The sequence below is a fragment of the Lachnoclostridium sp. genome (assembly GCF_031997925.1).
Classification (GTDB): Bacteria; Bacillota; Clostridia; order Lachnospirales; family Lachnospiraceae; genus Lachnoclostridium.
The window spans coordinates 11,240-37,119 of sequence record NZ_DAMADT010000042.1 but is presented as its reverse complement, the minus strand read 5'-3'; the positions used below and the strand labels follow the sequence as shown (position 1 = coordinate 37,119).

The 25,880-nt window shown below is 35.5% G+C and carries 21 protein-coding genes, 1 tRNA gene and 1 other annotated feature; of the genes, 18 read left to right on the top strand and 4 right to left on the bottom strand.

Features of this window, described 5'->3' with window-relative positions:
* Positions 1–376: 376 nt before the first annotated feature.
* The 14 genes from RTP52_RS18655 to RTP52_RS18590 all read left to right on the top strand — a co-directional run bounded on the left by RTP52_RS18655 (position 377) and on the right by RTP52_RS18590 (position 16,182).
* Positions 377–2,602 carry a flagellin N-terminal helical domain-containing protein gene (locus RTP52_RS18655; RefSeq protein ID WP_331661896.1) on the top strand — a complete coding sequence of 742 codons (2,226 nt, stop codon included), beginning with the start codon at positions 377–379 and terminating at the stop codon, positions 2,600–2,602.
* A 270-nt stretch (positions 2,603–2,872) separates the two neighbouring features.
* On the top strand, positions 2,873–3,163 hold the full coding sequence (locus RTP52_RS18650) for a CD3324 family protein (protein ID WP_312372874.1): 291 nt from the start codon (positions 2,873–2,875) through the stop codon (positions 3,161–3,163).
* Positions 3,164–3,287: 124 nt separating this feature from the next.
* Positions 3,288–6,209 carry a glycoside hydrolase family 3 C-terminal domain-containing protein gene (locus RTP52_RS18645; protein WP_312372873.1) on the top strand — a complete coding sequence of 974 codons (2,922 nt, stop codon included), beginning with the start codon at positions 3,288–3,290 and terminating at the stop codon, positions 6,207–6,209.
* A 34-nt stretch (positions 6,210–6,243) separates the two neighbouring features.
* Positions 6,244–6,606, top strand: a complete 363-nt coding sequence (locus tag RTP52_RS18640; protein WP_312103861.1) for a DUF1284 domain-containing protein — start codon at positions 6,244–6,246, stop codon at positions 6,604–6,606.
* A 472-nt stretch (positions 6,607–7,078) separates the two neighbouring features.
* Positions 7,079–7,519, top strand: coding sequence for a helix-turn-helix domain-containing protein (locus RTP52_RS18635; RefSeq protein WP_312103863.1), 441 nt, complete (start codon positions 7,079–7,081; stop codon positions 7,517–7,519).
* Between the two features lie 67 nt (positions 7,520–7,586).
* Complete coding sequence (gene ispF / locus RTP52_RS18630; protein WP_312103865.1) at positions 7,587–8,165, top strand: 2-C-methyl-D-erythritol 2,4-cyclodiphosphate synthase; 579 nt, start codon at positions 7,587–7,589, stop codon at positions 8,163–8,165.
* 74 nt (positions 8,166–8,239) lie between these two features.
* Positions 8,240–8,449, top strand: a binding site (T-box leader).
* 157 nt (positions 8,450–8,606) lie between these two features.
* Positions 8,607–9,275 carry a serine O-acetyltransferase EpsC gene (gene epsC / locus RTP52_RS18625; protein ID WP_312103867.1) on the top strand — a complete coding sequence of 223 codons (669 nt, stop codon included), beginning with the start codon at positions 8,607–8,609 and terminating at the stop codon, positions 9,273–9,275.
* Between the two features lie 48 nt (positions 9,276–9,323).
* Positions 9,324–10,736: a cysteine--tRNA ligase gene (gene cysS / locus RTP52_RS18620; protein WP_312372872.1), complete on the top strand. Its 1,413-nt coding sequence runs from the start codon at positions 9,324–9,326 to the stop codon at positions 10,734–10,736.
* The gene (locus RTP52_RS18615; protein WP_312103872.1) at positions 10,721–11,155 is read left to right on the top strand and encodes a Mini-ribonuclease 3; all 435 of its coding nucleotides are present in this window, start codon (positions 10,721–10,723) and stop codon (positions 11,153–11,155) included. Before cysS ends, RTP52_RS18615 begins: the two co-directional genes overlap by 16 nt.
* A 259-nt stretch (positions 11,156–11,414) precedes the next feature.
* Complete coding sequence (gene rlmB / locus RTP52_RS18610) at positions 11,415–12,161, top strand: 23S rRNA (guanosine(2251)-2'-O)-methyltransferase RlmB (RefSeq protein ID WP_312103875.1); 747 nt, start codon at positions 11,415–11,417, stop codon at positions 12,159–12,161.
* Positions 12,162–12,496: 335 nt separating this feature from the next.
* Positions 12,497–13,132 carry an RNA polymerase sporulation sigma factor SigH gene (gene sigH, locus RTP52_RS18605; protein WP_312372871.1) on the top strand — a complete coding sequence of 212 codons (636 nt, stop codon included), beginning with the start codon at positions 12,497–12,499 and terminating at the stop codon, positions 13,130–13,132.
* 143 nt (positions 13,133–13,275) lie between these two features.
* Positions 13,276–13,348 (top strand) — tRNA-Thr (locus RTP52_RS18600).
* A gap of 430 nt (positions 13,349–13,778) precedes the next feature.
* Positions 13,779–15,794, top strand: a complete 2,016-nt coding sequence (locus tag RTP52_RS18595; protein WP_312372870.1) for an S-layer homology domain-containing protein — start codon at positions 13,779–13,781, stop codon at positions 15,792–15,794.
* Between the two features lie 256 nt (positions 15,795–16,050).
* A complete protein-coding gene (locus tag RTP52_RS18590) occupies positions 16,051–16,182 on the top strand; it encodes a hypothetical protein (protein WP_312103883.1) in 132 nt (43 codons plus the stop codon).
* Positions 16,183–16,221: 39 nt separating this feature from the next.
* Here the strand turns inward: RTP52_RS18590 and RTP52_RS18585 are convergent, their stop codons facing one another.
* From RTP52_RS18585 to RTP52_RS18570, 4 genes are all read right to left on the bottom strand, one after another.
* Positions 16,222–16,419, bottom strand: a complete 198-nt coding sequence (locus tag RTP52_RS18585; protein WP_312103885.1) for a cold-shock protein — start codon at positions 16,417–16,419, stop codon at positions 16,222–16,224.
* Between the two features lie 731 nt (positions 16,420–17,150).
* Positions 17,151–17,510, bottom strand: coding sequence for a hypothetical protein (locus RTP52_RS18580; RefSeq protein WP_312372869.1), 360 nt, complete (start codon positions 17,508–17,510; stop codon positions 17,151–17,153).
* A gap of 275 nt (positions 17,511–17,785) precedes the next feature.
* Positions 17,786–19,153 carry an MATE family efflux transporter gene (locus RTP52_RS18575; RefSeq protein WP_312372868.1) on the bottom strand — a complete coding sequence of 456 codons (1,368 nt, stop codon included), beginning with the start codon at positions 19,151–19,153 and terminating at the stop codon, positions 17,786–17,788.
* The gene (locus RTP52_RS18570; RefSeq protein WP_312372867.1) at positions 19,150–19,575 is read right to left on the bottom strand and encodes a MarR family winged helix-turn-helix transcriptional regulator; all 426 of its coding nucleotides are present in this window, start codon (positions 19,573–19,575) and stop codon (positions 19,150–19,152) included. The genes RTP52_RS18575 and RTP52_RS18570 overlap by 4 nt, the downstream gene beginning before the upstream one ends.
* Before the next feature lie 568 nt (positions 19,576–20,143).
* Between RTP52_RS18570 and RTP52_RS18565 the strand changes: the two genes are divergently transcribed.
* From RTP52_RS18565 to RTP52_RS18550, 4 genes are all read left to right on the top strand, one after another.
* Complete coding sequence (locus RTP52_RS18565) at positions 20,144–21,622, top strand: ABC transporter substrate-binding protein (RefSeq protein ID WP_312372865.1); 1,479 nt, start codon at positions 20,144–20,146, stop codon at positions 21,620–21,622.
* Positions 21,623–21,766: 144 nt separating this feature from the next.
* A complete protein-coding gene (locus RTP52_RS18560) occupies positions 21,767–22,663 on the top strand; it encodes a carbohydrate ABC transporter permease (protein WP_312101957.1) in 897 nt (298 codons plus the stop codon).
* Positions 22,664–22,673: 10 nt separating this feature from the next.
* Positions 22,674–23,552, top strand: a complete 879-nt coding sequence (locus tag RTP52_RS18555; protein WP_312372863.1) for a carbohydrate ABC transporter permease — start codon at positions 22,674–22,676, stop codon at positions 23,550–23,552.
* Between the two features lie 3 nt (positions 23,553–23,555).
* Positions 23,556–25,880 (top strand): glycoside hydrolase family 65 protein (locus RTP52_RS18550; protein WP_312372862.1); only part of this gene is annotated, 2,325 nt, incomplete at its 3' end.

The window sequence follows — 25,880 nt, the reverse complement described above, 5'->3', positions numbered from 1 at the left end:
TTATTATATTCTATGCAGTTGTCTATGGACTTACTGCGAGAACTTATTATCGTATTGTGAAACACTAATCTAAAGGCCACGTAGTGGAAATGAGGTAGAGCTGGTAGCGTAAGCGAATTGCGAATATCCGCTTTGACTAAGGAGATGTTTTGTTAATTCTTTCAGAAGGTAGATAGTTCTGTTCGAATTATTCAATACATCTCCTTTTCCTATAGTAAGCCGAGTATCAAGCGATTCTGTAATTGGTAATCACAATACAATACAATATAATTGCTATCTTTTTATTTACAGATATTGTTGCATACTTAGGTCAGATGGACTATAATAGTTTTGTTATGGAGAATTATGTCAACGTACGTAGGAGGAATTCATTGTTATGATTATTCAGCATAATATGGTATCAAATTTTACGAACCGGCAGCTAGGTATTAATACATTAAATAAAGGAAAGTTAGCTGAAAAGTTGGGGAGTGGATATCGTGTAAATCGGGCAGCCGATGACAGTGCAGGATTGTCGATTTCTGAAAAGATGCGAGCCCAGATAAGGGGACTGAATCGCGCCGAGGATAATATCCAAGATGGAATTTCATTGTTACAGACTGCAGACGGAGCAATGAATGAAATACATTCTATTTTGCAAAGAATGAGGGAATTATCTGTTCAGGCAGCGAATGATACATATACAGATGAGGATAGAGAATGTATACAAGAGGAATATAATGCGTTAAAGAAAGAAATCAATAGAATATCAAGGCAAACAGAATTCAATACTCAAAAGATTATATTCGATAATACGGTCTCAGTAGGTGGATCTCCTTCTGATATAAAAATATATACATCTGATACCGGGGGGTATGGAGGTATCATATATCAAGGTGTTCGATATGATTGGAGTAATTTCTTATCAGAAACCGGAGGAAATTCGCTTGATGTTGCAATTCCAAAGGAAGGAGATTATTTCTTAGATACCGTTGATGGGACGAGATTATTTTTTACTATGGATAAGGGAAAGGACCTTCCCGATATTTCAAAAAAATACGATATTAATGCAACTACGTCTAATATACAGATTGATAATTCAATTTATAGCTGGAATAATGTCACAAATGAGGATGGGGATATAATTAATCTTTCTAATCCAAAAGAAGGACAATATTCTTTTAGCCATTGTGGATCCCTCATTAGTTTTTATATTGAGGACGGGGATGACATTGGTGATGTGATTGAAAAACTGAATGCATCAGGTGCAGATAAGTCAACGAGTTGGAGCAGTCAATCAATAATCCAAGAATTAAAACAAGCAATATACGGTTTCAATATAAAAACACCAGCAATCGATATTAACAATAGTAATAAAGATAATATATTGGATTCGTCCTATTCCATTCATGCCGACTTGACTGGTATTCAGCTAAATGGTTATACGAAGGTAGCATGGGAAGATTTAAATTTCTCACCACCATTTTATAATGGAGAAACAAAAGGTGTTAATTTTACAAGCGGAAAAGGAATCGGAGCTGAGACGACAGTAACATTTCAATGTCCGGAAACAGGAGTGTCATTTTCGTTTCATATTAACAGCGAAGCTTCTTTAGCAGAAGTAATAAGAGGTTTAAATAATACAGTCGTACCGACAGAAATCGAGGCAAATGTTCAGGGGCAGTTTACACTGGATACCTCGGGTACATCCGTTATGACAGGTGCCACTGTAAGTTCTTATCCAGATACAGATATATCCTTTAAGTTCCAGCGAGATAGAATAGGACTTGATTTTGAAATGGATAATTGGGTTACTGCAAGTTCTTTATCAGGATTAGAAATCAATTTTGGGTCAAATTCGTTTGTTCTAATTGCTTCAGAGCTGAGTAAATTAGATCAATTTTTTAGAGATGGGAATAGCAATAACCTTAAGCTAGCATTTCAATATTCAGACACAGAAAAGATAACAATTGATTTTAACCGAACGAATAATATCTCGGATAGTACTCGTCCAGATCCATCTACATATGTAAATCCATTGGATTATCAAAATGCCATGGATAGTTATGTTGCATCAAAGATTACTGATTTTACAGCGCAGTTTTCCAATTCTTCGTTTGATATAAAGTCGGATAATGCTTCCTTAACTATTGATAATATTACGGGAAAAAGTATTGCGTCAGGGAATAAAACAAATACATTTTACTTTGGTGTTAAGCCAAAAGAGGAAGATCCACTTTATATACAGGCAGGGGCAAACTCCATGCAACTAATCGCAATGCATATTGGCAAAATTAGTACAGCGAGATTGGGAATCACTAGTGAAAGTGTAAAAACCAGTAGTTTAGCCGGAGATAATATAGCTACTGTGGATACTGCAATCGGATTTATATCAAAATATAGATCTCAAGTTGGAGCGTATCAAAATCAATTAGAGCATGCGCAAAATAATGTAGGTAATACATCTGAAAATATGCAAAGAGCAGAAAGCAAAATCAGGGATGCAGATATGGCAAAGGAAATGATTCACTATGCGAAGCAAAATATATTAGAGCAAGTCTCGCAGTCTATTCTGTCCCAAGCGAATCAGTCACCAGAGGGTATACTGAATTTAATAAGATAAAAATGGTAATATTGTGTTATATAGTTGTTATTTATTCAAAGGAAAACCGTTGGGTTAAAGTAGCACTTACGAAAAACACGGAAGCTAGTGTAAATAATCAAGATTTGCCACAGAATTTGTGCTGTCACCCAAATTAGCAGAATTGCGACAACAGGATGGAGGATTATATGAGAAAACTAATCACTAACGCATAGCAAGAGCTATTGCGTTTATTCAATTGGCCAATAGCGATTGCTAATCCTAGGAAGAAACAATTTAGGAGGAGCAACTATGAGCTATGTGAAGGCTGAAAATATATTGCCTTTTGAATTAATTGAACAAATACAAAGTTATATTGATGGTGCATCCATTTATATACCGAAAAAAGAGGAAAATAAGAGTCCGTGGGGGACGAAAACTACTACAAGATTAGAATTAGAGCAAAGAAACATTGCAATTTATAAGCGATATTTACAAGGAAAGAACTATAAGATTCTTGCTGTGGAATTCTACCTCTCGGAGAAAAGTATCCAAAGAATTGTTTTAGAGCAGCGACGGATATATGGTAACAAAAGTGAGTAGTTATGGTAAAGCCGTAACATATAGTAAGAAAAGAAATGACATGAATCTTAAACAAGATAAAATAATACTACATTGCTAAAAAATCTTATCTTCTTATAATGGAATTAGGAAAGGAGATGGGCTTATGGGGAATACATCATATCTTGATACACCATTATGGGATAATAGTTTACCTCTTAAGAAAAGGTTAGATTATCTTGTTGAAAACCTGACATTGGAAGAAAAGTTGGAGTTTCTAGGGACAGGTTGCCCAGTGATTCAACGCATTGGAATTTCTAGTACCTTTCACGGGGGAGAGGCTGCGCATGGCGTAGAAGCAAGGCACGATCAGGCATTTAATAAAGGAGAACCTGAACCAACAACAATATTCCCACAACCAATAGGAATGAGCTCTACTTGGGATACAGCTCTACTAAAAAAGATTGGGGTAGCAGTTGGTAATGAAGCTAGAGTTTTGTATCAGCGTCACAAAAATGGCGGTTTGTGCCGTTGGGCGCCAACGATAGACATGGAACGTGATCCGCGTTGGGGACGGACCGAAGAAGGTTATGGAGAAGACCCCTACCTTACAGGAAAAATGGCTTCTGCATATATTCAAGGAATGCGGGGCGAAGATCCGTTCTATATTCGCTGTGGTGCTACTTTAAAGCATTTCTACGCAAATAATACAGAAAAGGATAGAGTTTTTTCATCCTCCTCTATCGACCCTAGAAATAAACATGAGTATTATTTAGAGCCCTTCAAACGTGCAATAACGGAAGGGAAGGCCGAAGCCATTATGACGGCATACAACGAAATTAACGGAGTTCCTTGTATTGTAAATAAAGAAGTAAAAAACATTGTAAAAGAGCAATGGGGGCTTCGTGGTCATGTCGTATGTGATGGTGGTGACATGATGCAAACAGTGAATGACCATAAGTATTTTGGCTCCCATGCAGAAACCATTGCCTATGGGTTAAAAGCAGGTATTGATTGTTTTACCGATAATCGTGAAGTGGTTATAAAAGCAGCAAAAGAAGCATATCAAGCTGGGATAATTACAGAGAAAGATTTAGATACCTCGATTCGTAATTCTTTTTCAACAAGAATCCGGCTTGGTTATTTTGATGCGTTAGGACAAAACCCATATGCACATATAACCGAAAAGTATATCAATAGTGAAGAGAATAAAGCTTTAGCGTTAGAAGCTGCAACAAAGGCCATGGTATTATTAAAAAATGAAGGACAGATATTACCACTTACTAACGATAATTCAACGTTTTGTGTAATCGGTCCGTTATCCGATGTTTGGTATAAAGACTGGTATAGTGGAATACCGCAATATAATATGACACCATTACAAGGTATCGAAGCATACCATAAAGGTTCCCATAAGAATCTTATGAATTCCAAGGTAGTAGATGGATTACCTCGTGTTAAAATTCGATATCAAGGGAAGTATCTTAGTGTAACGAAGGAAGGTTTTATTGCATTAGGGTGCAAGGAATTGGCAGAGATTTTTACTATCACGGACTGGGGCAACGGAAATCTGACCATAGCAACTAGCCAAGGAAAATACCTATCAGCAAATGAGGAAGAAGGACTTATTACTGCAACTAAGACGGAAGTGTTTGATTGGTTTGTAAAAGAAGCGTTTGATTTCCATACCGTGGATAATTTCGGGGGAGAAAGCTTTCAAACTATATTTGAAATTCTATGTGCACAAAAGCGACAGGAATTATCCGTTACGATGGATACTTGGAAGGATGATTATGTAGCGTTTAATAAAGAAGGAAAGCTTTCTATTTCTAAGAAAGAACAGGTTATATTTGATATTGAGCTAGTATCCGATGGTATCGAAGAAGCTATGGAATATGCAGAAAGTAGTGATTATGTTATTCTGGTAGCGGGATGCAACCCTGTCATTAACAGCAAAGAAGAAATTGATCGAAGTGATTTGGATTTACCACCTTATCAAGAACACTTAATAAAACAAGTACATAAAGTAAATCCTAATGTGATTCTTATACTTATAACTAATTATCCATATGCAATACGCTGGGAAAAGGAACATATTCCAGCAATTATAACGACAGCATCTGGAAGTCAAGAACTTGGGAATGCAATTGCAGCTGTGTTATTTGGGGATGTATCACCTTCAGGTAGGTTACCAATGACTTGGTATCTTGATACAAAGGATTTACCGCCGATAGAGGATTATGATATCATTCGTGGTAATCGAACTTACCAGTATTTTAACAAAGAGGTGTTATACCCATTTGGACATGGACTTACCTATACAACAATAGAATATCGAAAGCTTACGGTGCAATTCGAGGACTTCACTAAACTTTTGATTAAAGTAACCATTGCAAATACAGGGGATAGAATTAGTGATGAAGTGGTGCAGGTTTATATAAGGCAGGAAACTTCAAGAACTATAAGACCTCGATTGCAATTAAAAGCGTTTGAGCGAGTAAAGAATATCTTACCTGGAGAGAAGAGGGAGATAGAATTTATAGTTCCTACCAGTGATTTAACCTATTATGATGTAGTAAAAGGTGGTATGATATTAGAAGCATCTGATTATACAATCTTAGTTGGGGCATCTTCCGAGGATATTAAACTACGTGACATAATTTCTATTCCTGGGGTGAAAGTAGGTTATCGTAATCTTAGGAAAAAGATATTAGCGGATCATTATGATGACTATAAGAATTCGTACCTTCACCGTGGAAGTTTAGGTGATACTGCGGTTGTTGTCAAGAATAAAGAAGAAGCATCGATACTTCTTTACCGAGATGTAATGATAGAAGAAAAGCCAAATCAATTTCATTCTACCATTCAATGTATGGGTAAGGGAAGTTTGATAGTTTCATACCTTAATCAAAATGATAGTGTAGCGAGTTCTGAGATAAAACTAGGTAAGATTACTTTAGAGAATCAAGATAAGTTTTGTGATGTTACCATACCAATTGACTGGGATAGAATGACATGCAAAGAAGTCTTTACATTAAAAATTACATTGTTAGAAGATATGAAATTATCCTCATTCTATATAGAATAATTTATACGAATAGCGGAGAGAAATGAGGAAAAGCATGATACAATTAAGAGCTCATCATGGTATGTGTATTAAGAAATTTGAGGGGAAAGGGTATAGCAAAGAATTTGTTCACAATATGATTAACGTGATTAATCGTCTTGAGGAAGAGCCAATTGTCATAAGTCTTAAAGAGGATTTGCTTTGCGAATGTTGTCCACATAATAAGAATGGTTGTGGGACAAATGAAAAAGTAAAGAGATATGATTTAGAATGTTTAAGTGAATGTGGCATACAAGAAGGCGACCAGATGATGTTTGATGATTACTCAAGGTTGATTGATGAAAAACTTAAAAACACCGGAAGATGGAAGGAAATATGCTGTGATTGTGAGTGGAACAGCATATGCCATACCGATTAATGCGGTTTTCTAAGGGACTACACCAAGGAGGAAGAGAGACGCTTGGTTGGACATATGCATAAACATTTTAAACTATCTTAATTGTAAAATAAATAAAGGATAAACAAGATAGCCACTATTAGGCATGCTATAAGAAGAGTTTCTTATGTGCTGCTTAATAGTGGCTTTTAATTCGTGATATTAAAATATTATTGTAAGTTGTAACTCCATACAGGAATTTTATAAGAATTGTCACAATTCCTAGTAAAACAGTAGAAATAAAGAGAATCTTAACACCAACTTAACGAATTTCATGTTATCATATAAAATATAGTAAATCATACTGCTTATGTTCGGGGAAAAGGCAGTGTGTGTCCCCCAGTATATGAAACGCAAGAAGGAATAAAAACTTAGGAAGTCGTGATAGGGAGCAGATGGGGAAGTTAATATTTTCGTATACTTGCGGTAATTGCCTAAGAAAGGAGATTTAGGAATGTACAATGTATTGTTAATAGAGGATGAGAAAATGGACCGAGTGGAAGAATGCAGAGTACAAGCGGAAGATTTGGAGCAAGGAACCTACTTTGCACAAATTGCTGCTCAGATGCAGAGATACATTCAGGAAAATTATTCGAAGGATATCTCACTTCAAGACGCAGCTAAGACTATGTGTTATTCCGAAGCTTATTTTAGTAGGTTATTTAAGCAGTGCTTTCATGTGAATTTTACAGTCTATCTTACACAATATCGTATTAGAGTAGCAAAGCAATTGATGTTAAAACAAAATATTAGTATTAAGGAAATTGGTGCTAGAGTTGGATACACTGATAATAATTATTTTACCAAAGTATTCCGTAGAACTACCGGACTTAATCCATCAGAATATCGTACAAGGTTAATGGGTAAACTTATGGAAGGTAAATATGTTTGCTAATGCCCCTTGTTTTCTAATACAAAATGATTTATGATACACATAGCACTAGTGTTAGAAAGGAATCCTTATGAGAGTAGGAATGGGTTATGATGTCCATAAATTAGTAGAAGGACGCGACTTAATTATAGGAGGCGTTTCAGTACCTTATGAAAAAGGTTTGTTGGGTCATTCAGATGCAGACGTTTTAGTTCATGCCATTATGGATGCTATCCTTGGTGCTGCAGCGCTTGGAGATATAGGAAAGCATTTTCCAGATACAGCAAAAGAGTATGAAGGTGTTTCAAGTATTGTTTTATTAGAAAAAGTGAAAGAATTAGTCGAGAAAGAATGTTATATCATTGGTAATATCGATGCTACAATCATTGCACAGCGGCCAAAGATGGCACAGTATATTCCTCAAATGGTGACTAACATTGCGAAAACTCTTCATATCTCAGAAAAACAGGTTAATGTCAAGGCAACTACAGAAGAAGGACTTGGCTTTACTGGTAGCGGAGATGGAATTTCCGCTCAGGCAATTTGTTTGCTAAATACAGTTGATAACTATTCGTACGATGGTACAAATAGTGTTTCATATGTTTATGATCCTGAAGCTACAGAAACAAAAAATTGTTCTAGCTGTCAGGGATGTTGTAGAAATAAATGATAGTTTGTGTTTGTCTTATCGTAAATTTAGGTTGACAAAAGCGAAATCTTTTCATAGAATAATTACAAAATATGTGAAAAGCATTGATCGGAAAGAGTAGCTTGTTTTGAAATCACAGAGAGAGAATGTCACCGGCTGAAAGCATTCTTGAATTTCTTATAAGCGAAGTGCATCCGTGAGCTGGTTAGGCGAAGAAAGTAGCTTAACTCGGTTACAGCCGTTACCTGTTTTGAGCTCGCTATATTGCGAATTAGAGTGGAACCGCGGATTACTTCGTCTCTTAGATTAAGAGACGAAGTTTTTTTAATTCATGACAATAAAAGTTCGCGAAGCGTATTTTTATTGTATATAAGAAAATTGTGCTGCGATTACCTATCATTTAAAAATCGCATTTCTATTGCTAAAACAGGGATGGTAGTGTTAACATAAGGAGGTAATATTATGGGATTCTTCCGTTATGTAAAAGAAGAAATGAAAGTAATACGAGAGAGAGATGCTGCAATAAAGTCAAATTGGGAAGTTTTTCTTTACCCAACCTTTAAAGCATTGTTAAGACACCGTGTTGCTCATTGGTTATATACAAGAAAGCATTATTTCCTAGCAAGATGGTATTCACAACGTACCGTTAGGAAGACTGGGATAGAGATTCATCCTGGTGCTACGATAGGAAAGGGATTATTCATTGATCACGGACATGGCGTAGTAATTGGTGAGACAGCAATTGTAGGTGATAATGTTACTCTTTATCAAGGGGTAACACTTGGAGGAACTGGAAAGGAACAAGGGAAACGTCATCCAACGATTGGAGATAATGTAATGATAAGTGCTGGAGCGAAGGTACTTGGTTCTTTTACGGTTGGTGAAAATTCGAAAATAGGTGCAGGGTCTGTGGTATTGTCAGAGGTACCTCCGAATTCCACAGTTGTTGGTGTTCCAGGCCGTGTTGTGAAACGGAATAATAAAAAGGTACCACGTGAAGAGATGGATCAAGTACATTTACCAGATCCAGTTCGCAATGATTGTGAGCTCTTGCAAAAAGAAAATGAACGTCTTTGTAATGAACTAAGAGAGATGAAGCAAAGAATAGAAGTACTAGAACAAAATCATTAAAAAAATGGCAATACTAATTTATATACAAAAAATAAGAAGGAGAAAAGTATGAAGATATACAATACACTAACAAAATCCAAAGAAGAATTCATACCCTTACAGGCAGGGAAGGTTAGCATGTATGTATGCGGCCCTACTGTATATAATTATATTCACATTGGAAATGCAAGACCAGTAGTCGTATTCGATACGGTAAGACGATATCTAGAATATAAAGGATTCGATGTTAATTTCGTATCCAATTTTACTGATGTTGATGATAAAATAATTAAAAAAGCAAACGAAGAAGGGGTTACTGCACACGAAATCTCAGAACGTTATATCAAGGAATACTTAAAAGATACAGATGCTCTTAATGTATTGCCGGTAACAACCAGACCAAAGGCAACCGAAGAAATTGATGGCATGATTGACATGATAGAAGAACTCATAGAGAAAGGTCATGCTTATGAAAAAAGTGGATCCGTTTACTTTAAGACCAGAAGTTTTAAGCAATATGGTAAGTTATCAAAGAAAAATATAGACGATCTAGAGGCTGGAGCTCGAATTGCAGTTGCCGATCAAAAAGATGATCCAATGGATTTCGTTCTTTGGAAACCAAAGAAAGCTGGCGAACCTGCTTGGAGTGCGCCTTGGTGTGATGGTAGACCAGGCTGGCATATTGAATGTTCTGTTATGAGTAAAAAATACCTTGGAGATCAGATTGATATTCATGCAGGCGGTGAAGACTTAATTTTTCCACATCATGAGAATGAAATTGCCCAAACTGAAAGCTGCACCGGAAAAGAATTCGCAAAGTATTGGATGCATAATGGTTTCTTAAATGTTGATAATAAGAAGATGTCAAAATCCGAAGGAAATTTCTTTACTGTACGTGAAATCTTTGCAGAATATGCTCCAGCTGTACTTCGTTTCTTCCTATTAAGCGTACATTATCGAAGTCCGATTAATTTTAGCCGTGATATTATAGAAGCATCAAAAAATGGTTTAGAGCGTATCCAAACCGCCGTAGAACAACTTCGTTTCTTAGCGAAAGTAAAAACTGAGAAAGGTGAGTTATCGACTGCATTAACAGAGTCAGAAATCACTCTTTTAAAGGAATTTGATGCTCTTACTACAAAGTTTGAAGACACAATGGATGATGACTTTAATACCGCAGATGCTATAAGTGCGATCTTTGAAATGGTAAAGTTATCAAACACGTATGTAACAGCAGATAGCAGTGCAGAAATGATTCAAAAAGTTCTTTTGAGTATCACAGCACTTTGTGATATACTTGGATTGGAAACAGAGAAAAAAGTAGAAATTCTGGACGAAGAAATCGAACAACTCATTGCAGATAGACAAAATGCCAGAAAAGCAAAAGACTTTGCGAAATCAGATGAGATTAGAAATCTTCTCCTTGAAAAGGGAATCATCTTAGAAGATACCAGAGAAGGAGTAAAATGGAAGAGAGCTTAATCGCTAGGGTACGTGAAACCTTTGCACTCCCACAGACTGATATTAAAACCTATTCTCCACTCACCCTAGCATATATTGGGGATGGCATCTATGATTTAATCATTCGTACGATGCTAGTGGAGAAGGGAAATTCACAGGTAAATAAACTGCATCATAAAGCGAGTAGCTTAGTTAAAGCAACCGCGCAGAAGGAAATCCTCCATGCTATACAAGATATATTAACCGAGGAGGAACTTGGTGTATTCAAACGGGGAAGAAATGCGAAGTCTGTTACAACGGCAAAGAATGCTTCCGTGACTGATTATCGAATAGCAACCGGATTTGAAGCTATGATAGGTTACCTGTATTTGACAGAGCAGCTGGAGCGAATTCTCTATTTGGTTAAGGAAGGTTTAACTAAAACCGGATTACTTGTTTGAAGATGCGAAAATCTAAGTAATAGCTGTCGTTTGTATTGACACATAGTAGTATCATGTTTTACAGTTTGAAAAAAATGTTTCATATTATAATGTAAGTGTGAAGAGAATGTCTAAGGTGCCAAAAGACGCCGCCTAAAAAATTCTAAACTTCACACGGTATTTGTGCCTGGGTAATCCTCGGGACATATATCCGGCTTACTAAGAAGGTATGTTAGAAGGTGTGAGGAATTACGATTCACACTTTATTTATGGAGGTTAAATGAGATACGAGGAATTAACAATGGTAGGTAGAAATGCTGTATTAGAAGCATTTCGTGCGGGAAAGACAATAGACCGATTATTTATTTTAGATGGCTGTCAGGATGGTCCGATTAAATCAATATTAAGAGAAGCAAAGAAGTCGGATACCATCATTACGTTCGTTAAGAAGGAACGTCTTGATCAGATGTCTGAAGAAGGGAAACATCAAGGTGTTATTGCTTACGCAGCTGCCTATGAATATGCGGAAGTTGATGATATCTTAGAAGCTGCAAAAGCGAAGGGTGAAGCTCCATTCTTAATTATTTTAGATGGAATTGAAGACCCTCATAACTTAGGTGCAATGCTTCGAACAGCAAACCAAGCGGGAGCACATGGTATAATTATTCCTAAGCGCCGAGCAGTAGGACTTACAGCTACGGTAGCTAAGGTAAGTGCAGGAGCAATCAATTATACACCAGTAGCTAAGGTTACCAATATTGTAGCAACCATGGAAGAATTAAAAGAAAAAGGCCTATGGTTTGTATGTGCTGATATGAGTGGTGAAGTGATGTACCGTCAGAATCTAACAGGACCAATCGGCTTAGTAATTGGTAGTGAAGGCGAGGGAGTTTCTCGTCTTGTAAAGGAAAAATGTGATTTTGTAACCAAGATTCCTATGGTAGGAGACATTGATTCTCTTAATGCATCTGTTGCTATGGGTGTATTAACTTATGAAATTGTTAGACAGAGAAGTTTTGCGAAATAGTAAAGCAAATTTATGTAATAGAAAATTGATAATATGAAATAAAAGAAAACCGCCGATCTATTTATAGAGGCGGTTTCCTAAACTGTGGATTTTTTATTTTAATTAAAGAAACGTTGATAGATTTTTAGAAGAACTAAATTGAAAACTTCGATAGATTTGTAGTAGAATTAAATAAAAGTGAATTTTGATGGATTTTAAATGGTTCGTTAGACTCGTATGAATGTGGATAGTTCCTATAAAAAGTGGATAGAAGTAATAAAATAGATAGTAAGAGTGGATAAAGATAATGTAAGAACGACGTAGATGTGAATAATTTACCACAAGGAGGGTGAGCAATGTCCAAGAAGCAGTATGAGATGATTAGTGATGAAGAAATCATTTCACTTATTCGCGGGGATGACCGCCTAGCGATGGATTATTTAATCGACAAATACAAGAATCTAGTGCGTAAAAAAGCAAAAGCCTTGTATTTGATTGGAGGAGATAGGGAAGATCTAATCCAGGAGGGAATGATAGGTTTATACAAAGCCATTCGTGACTATCAAAAGGAGAAGGAGGCTTCCTTTCTTACCTTTGCTGATTTATGTGTATCCAGACAAATGTATACCGCAATCAAGAACTCAAATACTAAAAAAAATCAGCCACTAAATAACTATATCTCAATTGATAGTTCGAATTACAATGATGATGTAGAGGGCGCCGATTCTATCTCATATGTGGCTCATTTGGCTCATGCTAGGAACATGAATCCAGAGGAGATGCTAATTGATAGAGAGAATACATCCTGGCTGGAAACGAAGCTGATGGAATCGTTAAGTTCTTTTGAAAAGAAGATACTGACCCTATATCTAAATGATTATAGCTACAGTAAGATTGCACAGATGTTAAAGAAAGAACCAAAGGCAATTGATAATGGTTTGCAGCGTATCAAACGTAAGCTTAATACCGCACTAAAAGACCTGCAAGGATAAGGTGAAAGGAATAAATTGACAATCAACAAATTTTGGATAATATTAAAACAATTTATACAATTTAGTCAAATTATTTCATTTATCTGTTGCATTTTCTTTATAAATATGGTATCATACAAGTCGGACGTATTAATAAACGTTAAGCTGTTATGGCTCAGTCGGTAGAGCGTCACCTTGGTAAGGTGGAGGTCACGGGTTCGATTCCCGTTAACAGCTTGTTAAAACCCTTGAATTTCAAGGGTTATTTTTTTTGTGTTGCATTTCATGTTGCATAATATTTTCAAAATGGTTATTTGTTAAATCTGTAAATCGTTTTTATAGTAATCAATAGTACCTCTGTAAATTGCTTTAAGCACTTTGTCTGAGCCCCATCCACCGCGGGCCATAATATATTGGTCTGGTATTCCTATAGCATGCATTATGAAAGCAGAATAATGTCTCAAGACATGAAATCTAAAATATTTTATCTTTAATTTATCTAGTATAGGGAAAAATCTGCGCGTGATTACATCGGCGATATTAATACTACTTTATCTGAAGCGATACAACTTGAACAGGAATTCATAATAGTACAATGCTTATTGTAAAAAGGTTTAAACTGGTATATTATATATATTATGGATAAAATTAAAAAGGAGAGTTTTACGTGAAGAAAAAGAGAATTTTATCGTTAGTGTTAATATATGCAATATTAGCTAGCATCTTGTTAACTAACGATAATCTAGAGGTATCTGCTGCACAAACATTTAAAGATGTCAAAACATCTGACTGGTTTTATAAAGACGTGATGTATGCTAAACAGACAGGATTTATGAAGGGTTATTCAGATAACACTTTTAGACCGCAAAACACGATGGATGTATCAACGTTTGTACAACTTTTGATGAAGGCAACAAACGTTGAATACTCGGCTTCTGCACATTCGTGGATGATATCGGAATCAAGGGCAACAAAAACTACTCCAAAACACATTGTTATGGCTCTTTATAAAAATATTATAAAAGCAGGAGAGTTTAAAGACTATCAAAAAGCCATCACCCGTGGCGAAATGTGCCAGTTAATCAATCGGGTACTCGAGTTGAGCAAAAAAGACGCACCTTTTAAGGACTTAGACGCATCTTTTTTCGAAGACAAGGTAAAGATTGCTTCTCAAATAAAAGATTATGCCAAAATGAATGCAACTACAAAGGATATCGCCTATATTGTATATGCATCTGGCATCGTACATCTGAAGAATGACGGAACCATGGGATTAAGTAAAAAAGCCACCCGTGCAGAGATTACTTCTGCTTTAATCCGATTGGCAAATCCTTATTATCGCATCGTCCCAACAGTTCCAACGACAACGAAAAATATGTCGAATACGGTTACCGTGGAAGAGTTTACGACTCAACTATTAAAAGCAGTTGGAAAATTCTCTACAAGCAATTGGATGAATCTAGCCAATTATAAAGAATTTGTCCGACCGGAAGCCGATTATCCTTCCTATCAAAAACCAATCTTACGCCGAGAGGCTGCCATGATCGTTGCAAGGTTAATGGATGATATTACAGATATTGAAAGGTTATTTACAAGAGGTGGTAATGAGGTCTTTCTAAAGGGTATTCCAACAGCTTCAACCTACCCTGATATCGAAGAAATATTTGTGTATCCATCACTGATATGGACCGTATATGATTGGGAGGGTTATCGTGGTAATATCTCCGATATCTATCAGATTACCGAAGAGTATCAAAAAGAAATGGTCACTTTATATTTAGCAGGTTTTATGGATGTCGATAAGAACAATGAATTAAGGCCATATGATTTCTTAACAAAAAAAGAAGCAACCGTACTTATTGATAATGTTAAACAATTTTCCTCTTTAAATCCAAGGCAAGCACAAGACAAGTTATTAACGATGATACGTGATGTGAAAGAAAAGGCAATGCCAAGTATGAGAAAACCTTCGAATGCAAAGTTATGGGGAGAGACGTATCCCTATGTAGATGCATCCCTGTATGAATACGTAAAAGAAATTAATAAAAGTTCTTCGAATATTCAATTGTACAAAAAACGGGAAGATTACATTGATAGATTAATAAACAACAATTTATCAATATCTGATTTATTATACTATGATACATTATCTAGAGACCCTCAAGTATATAAAAATTATCTCAATACCCGTTATACGGTAGATTATCATACTTTAAATAGTAAGGCTGATTATTATAGTACTGCTAATGCAAAAGGTGGAAATGGTGATTTTTTAAAGAGAGTTCTTTTCTTTTATAATTCTGCATCTATTATGAATGTAGTGCAACCAAATAATGAAGATACACCAATAAAAGATAGGCTATTTCCTGATGATATTATTAAGAAAGAGATTGCTGATATTAAAAAGTACAATATCGTAATGCAATCCGAAGCCGTTACTCATAAATCTCTACTTTATGGCGATTATATACTTGTAACTCTTAGAACGATTTACTACCCAGGTACAAGCGAGGATTATCTGAAGAGTAAGGGTTTAGAAGTCGGAGTATGGTACGAGCAAGACTTACGTATTAGCATGATTATAACTTGTGATGGTCCTGAAGAATACAGAGACCGATGGGTAACATCCTATTTAGTAGATCCGCATATTGATAAATTGAGTACAATTCGTAAAATGAAATAATGCAAGTATTAAGAGAAAATAAAATGACACATCATAAAGCACTCATAGCTGGGTGCTTTTCTTTTACTCTAAATTCAAACACGAGCCGACGATGAACAGCAATCATGGGAGCGCGTACCGTTCATACCTTTCAAGAATAATGACTTCGAACTTCCTAAAGAGACCCATCCTGTTTAATCCGACATACCAACTATAAAAAGATTGTATACGAATGGACCATTTAATATGCGGCAGTTAGTTGATGAGTTTCGAGTAGATGCAAAAGACTATGTACGCCTTCGTGAAGAAGCAACGATTGGATAAGCCATCTAAGAATGATATCTTTTTTGATGCTGGTCGTATGAGTAGAGATGAGTTTAGAGAACTTATGATGGCTGATAGGAAATAAAAAAAGACCACTACAAAGTGATCCTTTTATTGATGTTATTTAGGCAGGTAATACATTAACAGCCTGTAAGCCACGTTGACCTTTTGTTACTTCAAATGTTACAGACTGGCCGTCTTCTAATGTTTTAAAACCATCCATAGCAAGACCTGAATAGTGAACAAATACATCATTACCTTGTTCGTCAGATATAAAACCAAATCCTTTTTGTGAATTAAACCACTTTACTGTACCTTTCATGAAAGATACCTCCTAATTTTTACTATATTTCTAAATAAAATAAAAAATCACATACTTTTGTAAACCATCAATACAATAATGACTTACGAAAATATGTGAAATCAAAACTTTATTAAAAATACTTTTTCATTATATCATAGTGTCAGATGTTAGTCAAGCATTTACTAAGATTTTTTGGAAGAAACAAAAAATATAATCTGGCACTATGATAAAGTTGATTATTTCATGGGACTATGACAGCGGATATATTGATATTCAAAATGGAGAAATGTGTAAATGTCAGTATGTAGTATCATGACATTGAAGATAGCAAGTTTATCTTGATTAGTGAAATTAGGCCATAACATAAGAAGTAAAAAAGCGTTTAGCTTCTAAAACAGATGAGAACGAAGTGATTCGCTCTCTTTTTTGTTTAGAATAAGGAATACATATAAAACTTTACCATATCAAGAACGAGGGTATCTCTAAAGTCATTAAATAACTACTTTAGAGATATCCTCTTCACAAATGCAACTTATCAATACTTTGAACGGAAATGTTCTGCAACAACACTATTAGTATCGTTAATACCTTGGACGGTTATTGTTAAAGGATTTTTATCATTGATATCAAGAAAAAACAATCGCCTGTTGTCTTCAAGAGCGTATTCATAAGTATTCCTATTTGATACTATAGCTCGGATTTCCTTTATATTAGCTTCGGGACTGCATATTCCATAAATTAAAATTGTATCATAGTATAGTATCCCAATATAATCCATTAACTTCTAAAAAATCATCCAATGTTATATTGTCAATACCATATTCTCCAGACATTCTCCAATTAGAATTATTGCTAGGTTCTAACTTTATAACAGTGACTCCATTTTCAGTTAGTGTTAAGAAGAAGGTTTTTTCTTCTTTTTCTATTTCTATAAATTCCAATGCAGTAACATTCTTTGAATCCAAGATTTCCTTGTATGCGATCTCTTTTGAAGATTTACTTGCGTTGGAATTCTGTTTCGGTGATAAAACTACTAAATTTTTAATTATAATAAATATAACACAAAATACAAAAGTGCTTATAGAAATATATAATATTTTCTTTTTCATGCTATATTTATGTTTCTAAAGATTTTATTCAATGAAACAACCTCCTAAGATATTGTTTTTATGTAACATAGCACTATTCTCGAATATAGCGCTTAGAACCGAAAATTAGTTTTACAATCTGAAACATAATCATAAGGGGAGCAATCCGTTTAGATGTTCATTTAAAATAAAAGTTATATTATTTTTTAACCTTCTTATTCTCTAATTAGTTGCTTTAAAATTGAGGAGAAGCGATGTTCAAACGTGTAGTATACGAACTCTTGCTTCGCAGTATATTATACATTTACCTTATTCTCACCAAGTTTCCTAAAGGTATAAATAAACATCGATGCTGTAGTCGAAACAGCTATGAAGTCAGCGATTGGCTCAGCTAGGAAAACCGCAAATACTTTATCTTCTATAAAAGTTGGGAGTATGAAAACAAAAGGAATAAGTAAAAATACTTTTCTTAATAAAGCAAGGAACATACTAACCTTTGCATTTCCTATTGCTATAAAAGTCTGTTGACATGCTATCTGAATACCAAAGATACAAGAAGTGGCCATATAGATGCGGACAGCCCATACTGTATAATCAATAAGTTCTGGCGAATTCGCAAATATCATAATGAATAGCTTCGGAACAAACATGGCAATTGCCCAAAGCAAAGTGGAGTAAGCCAAGCAGGAAGTCACTAAAAGTTTAAAGGTCTTCTTTATACGGTCAATATTACCTGCTCCGAAGTTATAAGAAATAATCGGTTGGGAACCCTGGGTTAGTCCTTGAAGTGGTAACATTGAAAATTGCATGATACTGGATAAGATAGTCATTGCTCCAACTGCGGTATCACCACCATACTTAAATAAGCTTGAGTTGAAGCAAACAATAATCACGGCTTCTGTGAACTGCATGATAAAAGGAGCTAGTCCAAGTGCTATACATGGAAGCATAATCTTTGAATTAAATCTTACATTTTCCCTTTTAATCCGAAGTACTGATTTGTCCGATATAAGGAATCGTATTACCCAGATACAGGATACAGCCTGGGATAGTATTGTTGCTAATGCAGCACCCTTAACCCCCATATCAAAACCGAAGATTAGAATAGGGTCTAAGATGATGTTAATAATGGCACCAATAGCCACCGTATACATACTAGTTTTTGCAAAGCCTTGAGTTGAGATAAATGCATTCATACCAAGAGTAATTTGTACAAAGATGGTACCAAGTGCGTAGATGTTAAGGTAGTCAAGTCCGTAACCTACTGTATTCTCGCTGGCTCCAAAAAACATTAAAATTGGTTCTCCAAAAAGTAATGTTAAAACAGTTAGTATAATTGATACAATAATTAAGGAGAAAAAAGAATTACCAAGAATTTTTTCTGCGCTTTCAGAATCCTTTTTTCCTAGCATAATACCCGCTCTAGGGGCACTTCCCATAGCAACCAAAGCTGCAAATGCGCTAATTGCCATGATAACTGGCATGGTTACACCTACACCAGTTAACGCCTGCGTACCTATATCGGGAATATGTCCAATATAAGCACGGTCGACCATGTTATAGAGTACATTAATAATCTGTGCTGCGATGGCGGGAACGGAGAGTTGAAATAATAGTTTTCCTATCTTTCCATTACCTAAATCAGCATTCATTTGTTTGTTCATGAAATCATCCCTTCTAGATTCGTTGTCATTCGTTGACTAATTTTATCTAACATAAGCCTATCTTCATCACTGATACCAGCCATTAAACGATTATAGAATTCAGTACGAGCTTTGGCTAGCTTTATTAAAATGGGTTCACATTCTTTTGTAGTATGAAGATGTAAGATACGACTGTCTAAAGTATCTTTCACCACAGTCAAATACCCAGACTTTATAAGGGATTCAACACTTTTAGCCACAAGACCTTTCGAAATCTTCCGGTATAGTGCAATATCTTTTGCACTATCAAAAGGTTTGTTATTCTGGAGGAATAACAAACATATTACTTCATTCCTTGTAAGATGATAATCACTTACTGCATCATGGCAAGTTTTTAGATAGAGTTTATCCATTTTTACAGAATTAACAAGAAAGCTTTCCATAAGTAATTCCTTTCTTCCTTACTCTTTCGAGCGGAGATGTACTTAAAATATTGTTCAGAATAGTTCAAAAATGAACTATATAAATCGTACTGGAAAAAGTAGTATTTGTCAATTAAAATATATAAAAAAATTTATTATGCCACATATGGGGCATGTATGAGATAATCCATCCGATTAACATATCTCCATAAAATTAGCTATAGCTTTAAATCGTACATATGTATACATTTACATTTTTTCATCTATACATATTTATCCATATTTTAATTAATATCATAATTATAAAATTATGAGGCAGTTCCTTACTATGAAGAATAAAATTAAAAAATAACCAGTATAAATCCTCTAAAAGCATTTAATTTTATACATACTGGGATAAAAAACATAGTATATTTGTACTAATAAAATAGTGAGAATAAAAATAATAATTTCATATTGACACTATAATATATAAATGCTACAATTAGGTTGAACGTTAAATCTATACAATGTGCACAAATAGGTAGAAAATAATAAACTATCTGAAGTTTAACGTTAAATCTAATTAAAATGGAAGGGGATAAGTTTTATGAAACGAAAAGTGATCGGCCTATTGTTATGCTTAACGTTAGCAATTAGTTTGCTTTCGGGTTGCAAAAAAAATGATGCAAATTCTACCTCAGGCGATGCGAAGCCAACAGAAGCTGCAAAACAGACAAATACTCCCGTACCTACAAAAGAAGTAAGTAATCCTGTAGAAAAAAATATCCAGTTAAAATTAGGTATCTGGCCAGAAGATACTCTAACTGATGATATTAATATGCACAAGGAATTTGTAAAGAGGTTTAATGGAAACCACCCTAATGTTGAAGTTGTTCCTGCTTACTATAAATACGCTGTGGATACCTTTGTTCCAAAGGCTGAGTCTGGTAACTTACCGACAATCTTTGAATCTTGGTATACAGAACCACAGAAGTTAATTGCAGGCGGATTTGTTGCCGATATTACTGATAATTTACAGAAAAGAGGATGGTTAGATTCTCTAAATCCATCTATCCGTGAATTATTGTCCAAGGATGGAAGAATCTATGGTATTCCACGTGATGGTTATGCTCTGGGCTTAATGTTGAATGTGGAATTATTTGAAGAAGCAGGTCTTGTAGATGCGAATGGTTACCCAATCTATCCAAAGACTTGGGATGAATTAGCTGAGACAGCAAAGAAGATTAAAGATGCTACTGGTATGGCAGGTATATGCCTACTTGCTAAGGACGGTGCTGGTGGATGGCATTTCTCCAACATAGCATGGGCATTTGGTGCAACATTAACCAAAGATAATGGCGATGGAACCTTTACTGCAAATGTAGATTCTCCAGAAGCAATTGCAGCTATGCAATATGTGAAAGATTTAAGATGGAAATATGATGTTTTAACACCAGATCCAATCAACGAAGATTGGGGTACTGGGTTTGTTAACCTTGGAGTTGGAACAGCAGCAATGTACATAGCAGCGAATGACGCTGTAAATCAGCCAACTCAGGTAAATGGTCTTCCAGTAGATAAATTAGCAATGTGTGCTCTACCAGCAGGTCCAAATGGTGCTCAGTATTCTTTATCTGGTGGTACTCCATACATGTTCTCTAAGGACGCTACTCCAGAAGAAATCGATGCAGCTCTTGATTATCTTGAGATTATGGGGAAAGCTCCTGTTGCTACTGATGAAGCAATTGCTGGCATGAAGGCAGATGCTGAGAATAGAGTAGCAAATGGCGTTCCAGTAATTCCAAGATTCCCATGCTGGATTGATCAGAAAGTTTTAGACGCAGAAAGTCAGATTATCAAAGAATATGGTAATGTAGATTCTAAGATGTTTGAGAGCTATTTTAATGCAACAAAGCAAAGCGGAAATCTTAGAATGGAAGAGCCAGGTTCTGCTCAGGACTTATATGCAGAGTTAACGAAGGTATTACAGGCTGTAGTTACAGATAAGGATGCAGATGTTGCAGCATTAATGCAAAAAGCAAATGCAAACTATCAGGGCATATTGGATGATCTCTTCAAAAAATAAGTTAAAATAGTATACAATTTTCTAGCGCTGGAATACAGCATGCTAAGAAATTGTATGATAATCATTTGCGTATGTTGTTTTTTTAGTAAACTACATACGCAAATGGTTTATAACATTGACCGGAACGGAGGTAGAATAGAAGGAATGAGAGAGAAAAAGAAAGTACCGAAAACATCTTGGAAGAAAAAAGATTTCCTTGGCTGGATGATCATGCTGCCTTCAATCATTTTGTTTGCATTTTTCGTATGGGAGCCCCTTATTGAAAGCGTTCGGTTATCGTTATATACGGCTAAGGGGATTCATACAGAAGATTTTGTTGGTTTTGATAACTATCTAAAGGTGTTACGGCATCCAGACTTTATGGATGCATTAAAAAATACGTTTGTTTACATAGGTTGGTCATTAGTGATTGGATTTGCAGTGCCTATTATAATAGCACTTCTTATCACAGAGACCATACATCTTCGTAGTTTATTTCGAGTGGGGGTATACTTTCCGAATATAATCCCTGGACTTGCCACAGTTATGATGTGGGGATTTTTCTTTCGTCCAGGTAATACAGGTGTTTTAAATATTTTATTATCTAAGATTGGAATTGAAAGTCAGAAATGGTTAAATAATGCTGCGTTAACAATTCCGCTGATTGTAATAGCCATGACTTGGAAGAGTGCTGGATCTACTTCGCTTATTTATATGGCTGGTATTAGCGGTATTAATCCTGAATTATATGAGGCAGCAACGATTGATGGAGCAGGGATTAGGCAAAGAATTCGCTATATTACGCTGCCAAGTGTATTTTCCTTAGCTAAGACATTATTAATACTACAGGTTATTGCAGTATTTCAGATACTCTATGAACCATTGGTAATGACCAATGGTGGGCCGAACAATGCTAGTATTTCTATTATGCAGCTTGTATATAACTATGCTTTCCGTGATTATAAATATCCAATGGCTGCAGCATTATCGGTCATGATTTGCATTGTTTTAATTATTTTAAGTGGAATCTACTTTAAACTTACTACAAAGAAAGAAGATTAGGAGGTAGAGTATGTTTTTTGAAAAATATCGTAAGAAAAAAGATGGAACCATACGATTTTACGATCTTCATTCAAAGAAGATAAAAATACTCTGTATTCTTATCTTACTTCTTTGCTTCTTGATGTTTGTAATATCCATCTTCCCTGCAATATGGGTTTTCTTGGCGAGCTTTAAAGATATTAAAGAATTTAGAAAAAGTGAAACCATTCTTCCAAGTCACTTTGACTTCAGTGTCTTTGCAAAGACATGGAAGGACTTGGGATTCTTGAAGTTTTATATCAACTCATTTATTTCAGTTACTGGCTCTGTTGTATGTGCTGTTATCTTTAACGGGTTACTCGCATATGGTTTAGCTATTTTACGTCCAAAAGGACATAAAATTATAATGGGTCTTGTCATGTGGAGTTTGCTAATTCCTGCTACTACGAGTGTTGTTGCTCTTTTTGTTAACATTAATCGTGTCGGACTTAATCAATCTTTTATACCTCTATGGCTGGCATTTGGAGCAAATGCATTTTTTGTCATAATGTTTAAACAATTTTTTGAGGGTCTACCATCGGAATTGTTGGAGGCAGCAAGACTAGATGGCTGTGGTGTTTTACGCGTATTTCAACAGATTGTTTTACCATTATCAAAGCCAATTATCGCTGTTATAATGATTTTTGCAATTACATCTTCTTGGTCAGATTTCCTACTACCTTATCTTGTTTTGGATGGATCAGGAAAGGAAACAGTAATGGTTCGATTGTTCGCATTCCGTACTTCGAATGCAACCGATGTTGAAGTTTTACGCGCGGTAGCATTTTCTATGATACCTCCAACTGTATTATTTATCATCTTCCAGAAAAAAATAACAGAGGGTGCCACAATGGGCGCAATAAAGGGATAGACTATGGCAAAAATAGCAGATTTATATTATAAAGCGGATCCATTTCAAATTATTGAAGAAGGATTTGACCCAAACTACGCAAAAGTATCGGAATCCATATTTTCCTTAGGAAATGAATATATGGGAGTCCGTGGATATTTTGAAGAAGGATATTCTTCCGATAGTTTAGTAGGAAGCTATTTCAATGGTATTTATGAAAGAGCTGAAGTTTCCTCACAAAATTATAAAGGCATTATAGATAATACCGAATTTATGGTGAATTCGGTGGACTATTTTTATACGAAAGTATCTTTAGACGGAGAGCAGCTTGATTTAGCGAAGGTAAAAATAAATCAGTTCCGTCGTTTCCTTGACTTAAAAACAGGCGTTTTAAAGCGTAGTTTTATATGGGAATTACAAAATGGAAAACAATTAGAAATCGTGTTTGAGCGTTTTTTATCCATGAGTGACGCTTGTATGGCTGGACAGAGAATACGACTCCTGCCACTTAATTTTGATGGAAACATTGACATTAGTCTTGGATTGGATTTTACAAGACCTCATTATATGACAGGGAAAAATTATTTTACCTGTAGCGAGGGTAGCGCTAAAAAAGATAGTGCGGCAGAAGAAAATAGCCTGGAAGAAGAAAATAGCCTGGAAGAAGATAGCTTAATTTTAGTTGGTACTACGAAGAACACAGGTCAAAAAATTGCTTCCATGTGTAAAATCGAAGTACCAAATTCAGTAGCAGGTAACATTGAGAGAGAAGAAAACAAGATCTCAATAGCTTATCAGATGGAATTAAAAAAACTATCTGAGACGGTAATTACAAAAGTAATCTGTAATCTAGTTTGTAAGAAAAATCATGCGTCTGACTATGAAGAGTTTAACGTTAAATGCGAAGAGAAGTGGAGAGAAAGAGTGAACTTCTGCTATGACGCCCTTCTTGTTAGGAATTCCTTATGGTGGGAAGAAAAGTGGAAAGAATCGGATATTGTGATTGAAGGAGACGATTTAAATCAACAAGGTATCCGTTACTGTATTTTTCAAATGCATCAGACATATCACGGAACAGAAGCTGGAACCAATATTGGTGCTAAAGGTTTAACGGGAGAAGCATATAGCGGTAATGCTTTTTGGGATACAGAGACATATTGTTTACCATTCTATTTATTCAATAACCCTAAGGCAGCGAGAAATCTATTAATGTTTCGCTATGAGACGTTAGAAGTAGCAAAACTACGTGCAAAAGAATTGGATTGTAAGGGAGCATTTTATCCAATTGCAACAATTAGCGGCAGAGAGTGTTGTAGTTTATGGCAGCATTCAAGCCTACAGCTCCAGGCTTCCACAGGAGTTGCCTATGGAATCTGGAGTTATGTGAAATTAACGAATGATGTTGAATTTTTACATCAATATGGACTTCCTATGTTAATTGAGATAAGCCGTATGTTAGTTACGAGGGGAGACTATAACGCTGACGGTACTAAGTATGGATATTATGGTGTGATGGGACCAGATGAATTTCAGATGATGGTAAATCACAATTGTTATACGAATGCTCTTGGTAAAATGACACTAATGTATACTTATGATGTCATTAAGCAGCTTAAAGAAGAAGGATTAAGTGAGCAGGAGATGGCAAATAATTATCACGTATCCAGTTTGGAGATCGAAGATTTTAAGAAAAAAGCAGACTCCATGTGGATACCTTATCATGTTGATACCTTGTTATTTGAACAGCATCAAGGGTATTTTGACCTCCCTCATGTAGATGTAGATGCGATACCAATAGAGGAATTTCCTCTTTATCACCATTGGACCTATGATAGAATCTATCGAAACGATATGATTAAGCAACCGGATGTCTTAATGATGATGTTTTTGTTTAATTCAAACTTTACAATAGATCAGTTAAAAGCAAACTATGAATTTTATGAGCCAAGGTGTATACACGAAAGTTCCTTGTCTCCATCGGTTCATTCTATTCTAGCAAGTCAGTTAAAGAAATACAAAGAAGCTTATCAGTTCTTTGGTTTTGCGACAAGAATGGACCTGGATAACTATAATCGTAATACTGGAGAAGGACTACATACAACTTCGATTGCAGCAGCTTGGATGAATATTGTATATGGATTTGGTGGTATGAGAGCAGATGGAGAACTCCTAAGTTTTATGCCAAGTATTCCAGAGACTTGGACTTCCTACTCCTTCCGTATTGGGTATCGTGGTAGTGTAATATTAATCGAGATATCAAAAAGGGAAGCTGCGTTTCAGGTACTCGAGGGAAGTGATGTTTTTGTAAAAATCTATGGGAAGGAATATATCTTAGATCAATCGAAATTA

Excerpts from the sequence above, each read along its gene's own strand:
- rlmB (WP_312103875.1), top strand. The coding sequence starts at position 11,415 with ATGAGATACGAGGAATTAACAATGGTAGGTAGAAATGCTGTATTAGAA.
- RTP52_RS18580 (WP_312372869.1), bottom strand. The coding sequence starts at position 17,510 with ATGAAAAAGAAAATATTATATATTTCTATAAGCACTTTTGTATTTTGT.
- RTP52_RS18615 (WP_312103872.1), top strand. The coding sequence starts at position 10,721 with ATGGAAGAGAGCTTAATCGCTAGGGTACGTGAAACCTTTGCACTCCCA.
- RTP52_RS18650 (WP_312372874.1), top strand. The coding sequence starts at position 2,873 with ATGAGCTATGTGAAGGCTGAAAATATATTGCCTTTTGAATTAATTGAA.
- sigH (WP_312372871.1), top strand. The coding sequence starts at position 12,497 with ATGTCCAAGAAGCAGTATGAGATGATTAGTGATGAAGAAATCATTTCA.
- RTP52_RS18575 (WP_312372868.1), bottom strand. The coding sequence starts at position 19,153 with ATGAACAAACAAATGAATGCTGATTTAGGTAATGGAAAGATAGGAAAA.
- RTP52_RS18645 (WP_312372873.1), top strand. The coding sequence starts at position 3,288 with ATGGGGAATACATCATATCTTGATACACCATTATGGGATAATAGTTTA.
- RTP52_RS18635 (WP_312103863.1), top strand. The coding sequence starts at position 7,079 with ATGTACAATGTATTGTTAATAGAGGATGAGAAAATGGACCGAGTGGAA.
- RTP52_RS18590 (WP_312103883.1), top strand. The coding sequence starts at position 16,051 with ATGCAAAAGACTATGTACGCCTTCGTGAAGAAGCAACGATTGGATAAG.
- RTP52_RS18560 (WP_312101957.1), top strand. The coding sequence starts at position 21,767 with ATGAGAGAGAAAAAGAAAGTACCGAAAACATCTTGGAAGAAAAAAGAT.
- RTP52_RS18555 (WP_312372863.1), top strand. The coding sequence starts at position 22,674 with ATGTTTTTTGAAAAATATCGTAAGAAAAAAGATGGAACCATACGATTT.
- epsC (WP_312103867.1), top strand. The coding sequence starts at position 8,607 with ATGGGATTCTTCCGTTATGTAAAAGAAGAAATGAAAGTAATACGAGAG.
- cysS (WP_312372872.1), top strand. The coding sequence starts at position 9,324 with ATGAAGATATACAATACACTAACAAAATCCAAAGAAGAATTCATACCC.
- RTP52_RS18655 (WP_331661896.1), top strand. The coding sequence starts at position 377 with ATGATTATTCAGCATAATATGGTATCAAATTTTACGAACCGGCAGCTA.
- RTP52_RS18585 (WP_312103885.1), bottom strand. The coding sequence starts at position 16,419 with ATGAAAGGTACAGTAAAGTGGTTTAATTCACAAAAAGGATTTGGTTTT.
- RTP52_RS18565 (WP_312372865.1), top strand. The coding sequence starts at position 20,144 with ATGAAACGAAAAGTGATCGGCCTATTGTTATGCTTAACGTTAGCAATT.
- RTP52_RS18570 (WP_312372867.1), bottom strand. The coding sequence starts at position 19,575 with ATGGAAAGCTTTCTTGTTAATTCTGTAAAAATGGATAAACTCTATCTA.
- RTP52_RS18640 (WP_312103861.1), top strand. The coding sequence starts at position 6,244 with ATGATACAATTAAGAGCTCATCATGGTATGTGTATTAAGAAATTTGAG.
- ispF (WP_312103865.1), top strand. The coding sequence starts at position 7,587 with ATGAGAGTAGGAATGGGTTATGATGTCCATAAATTAGTAGAAGGACGC.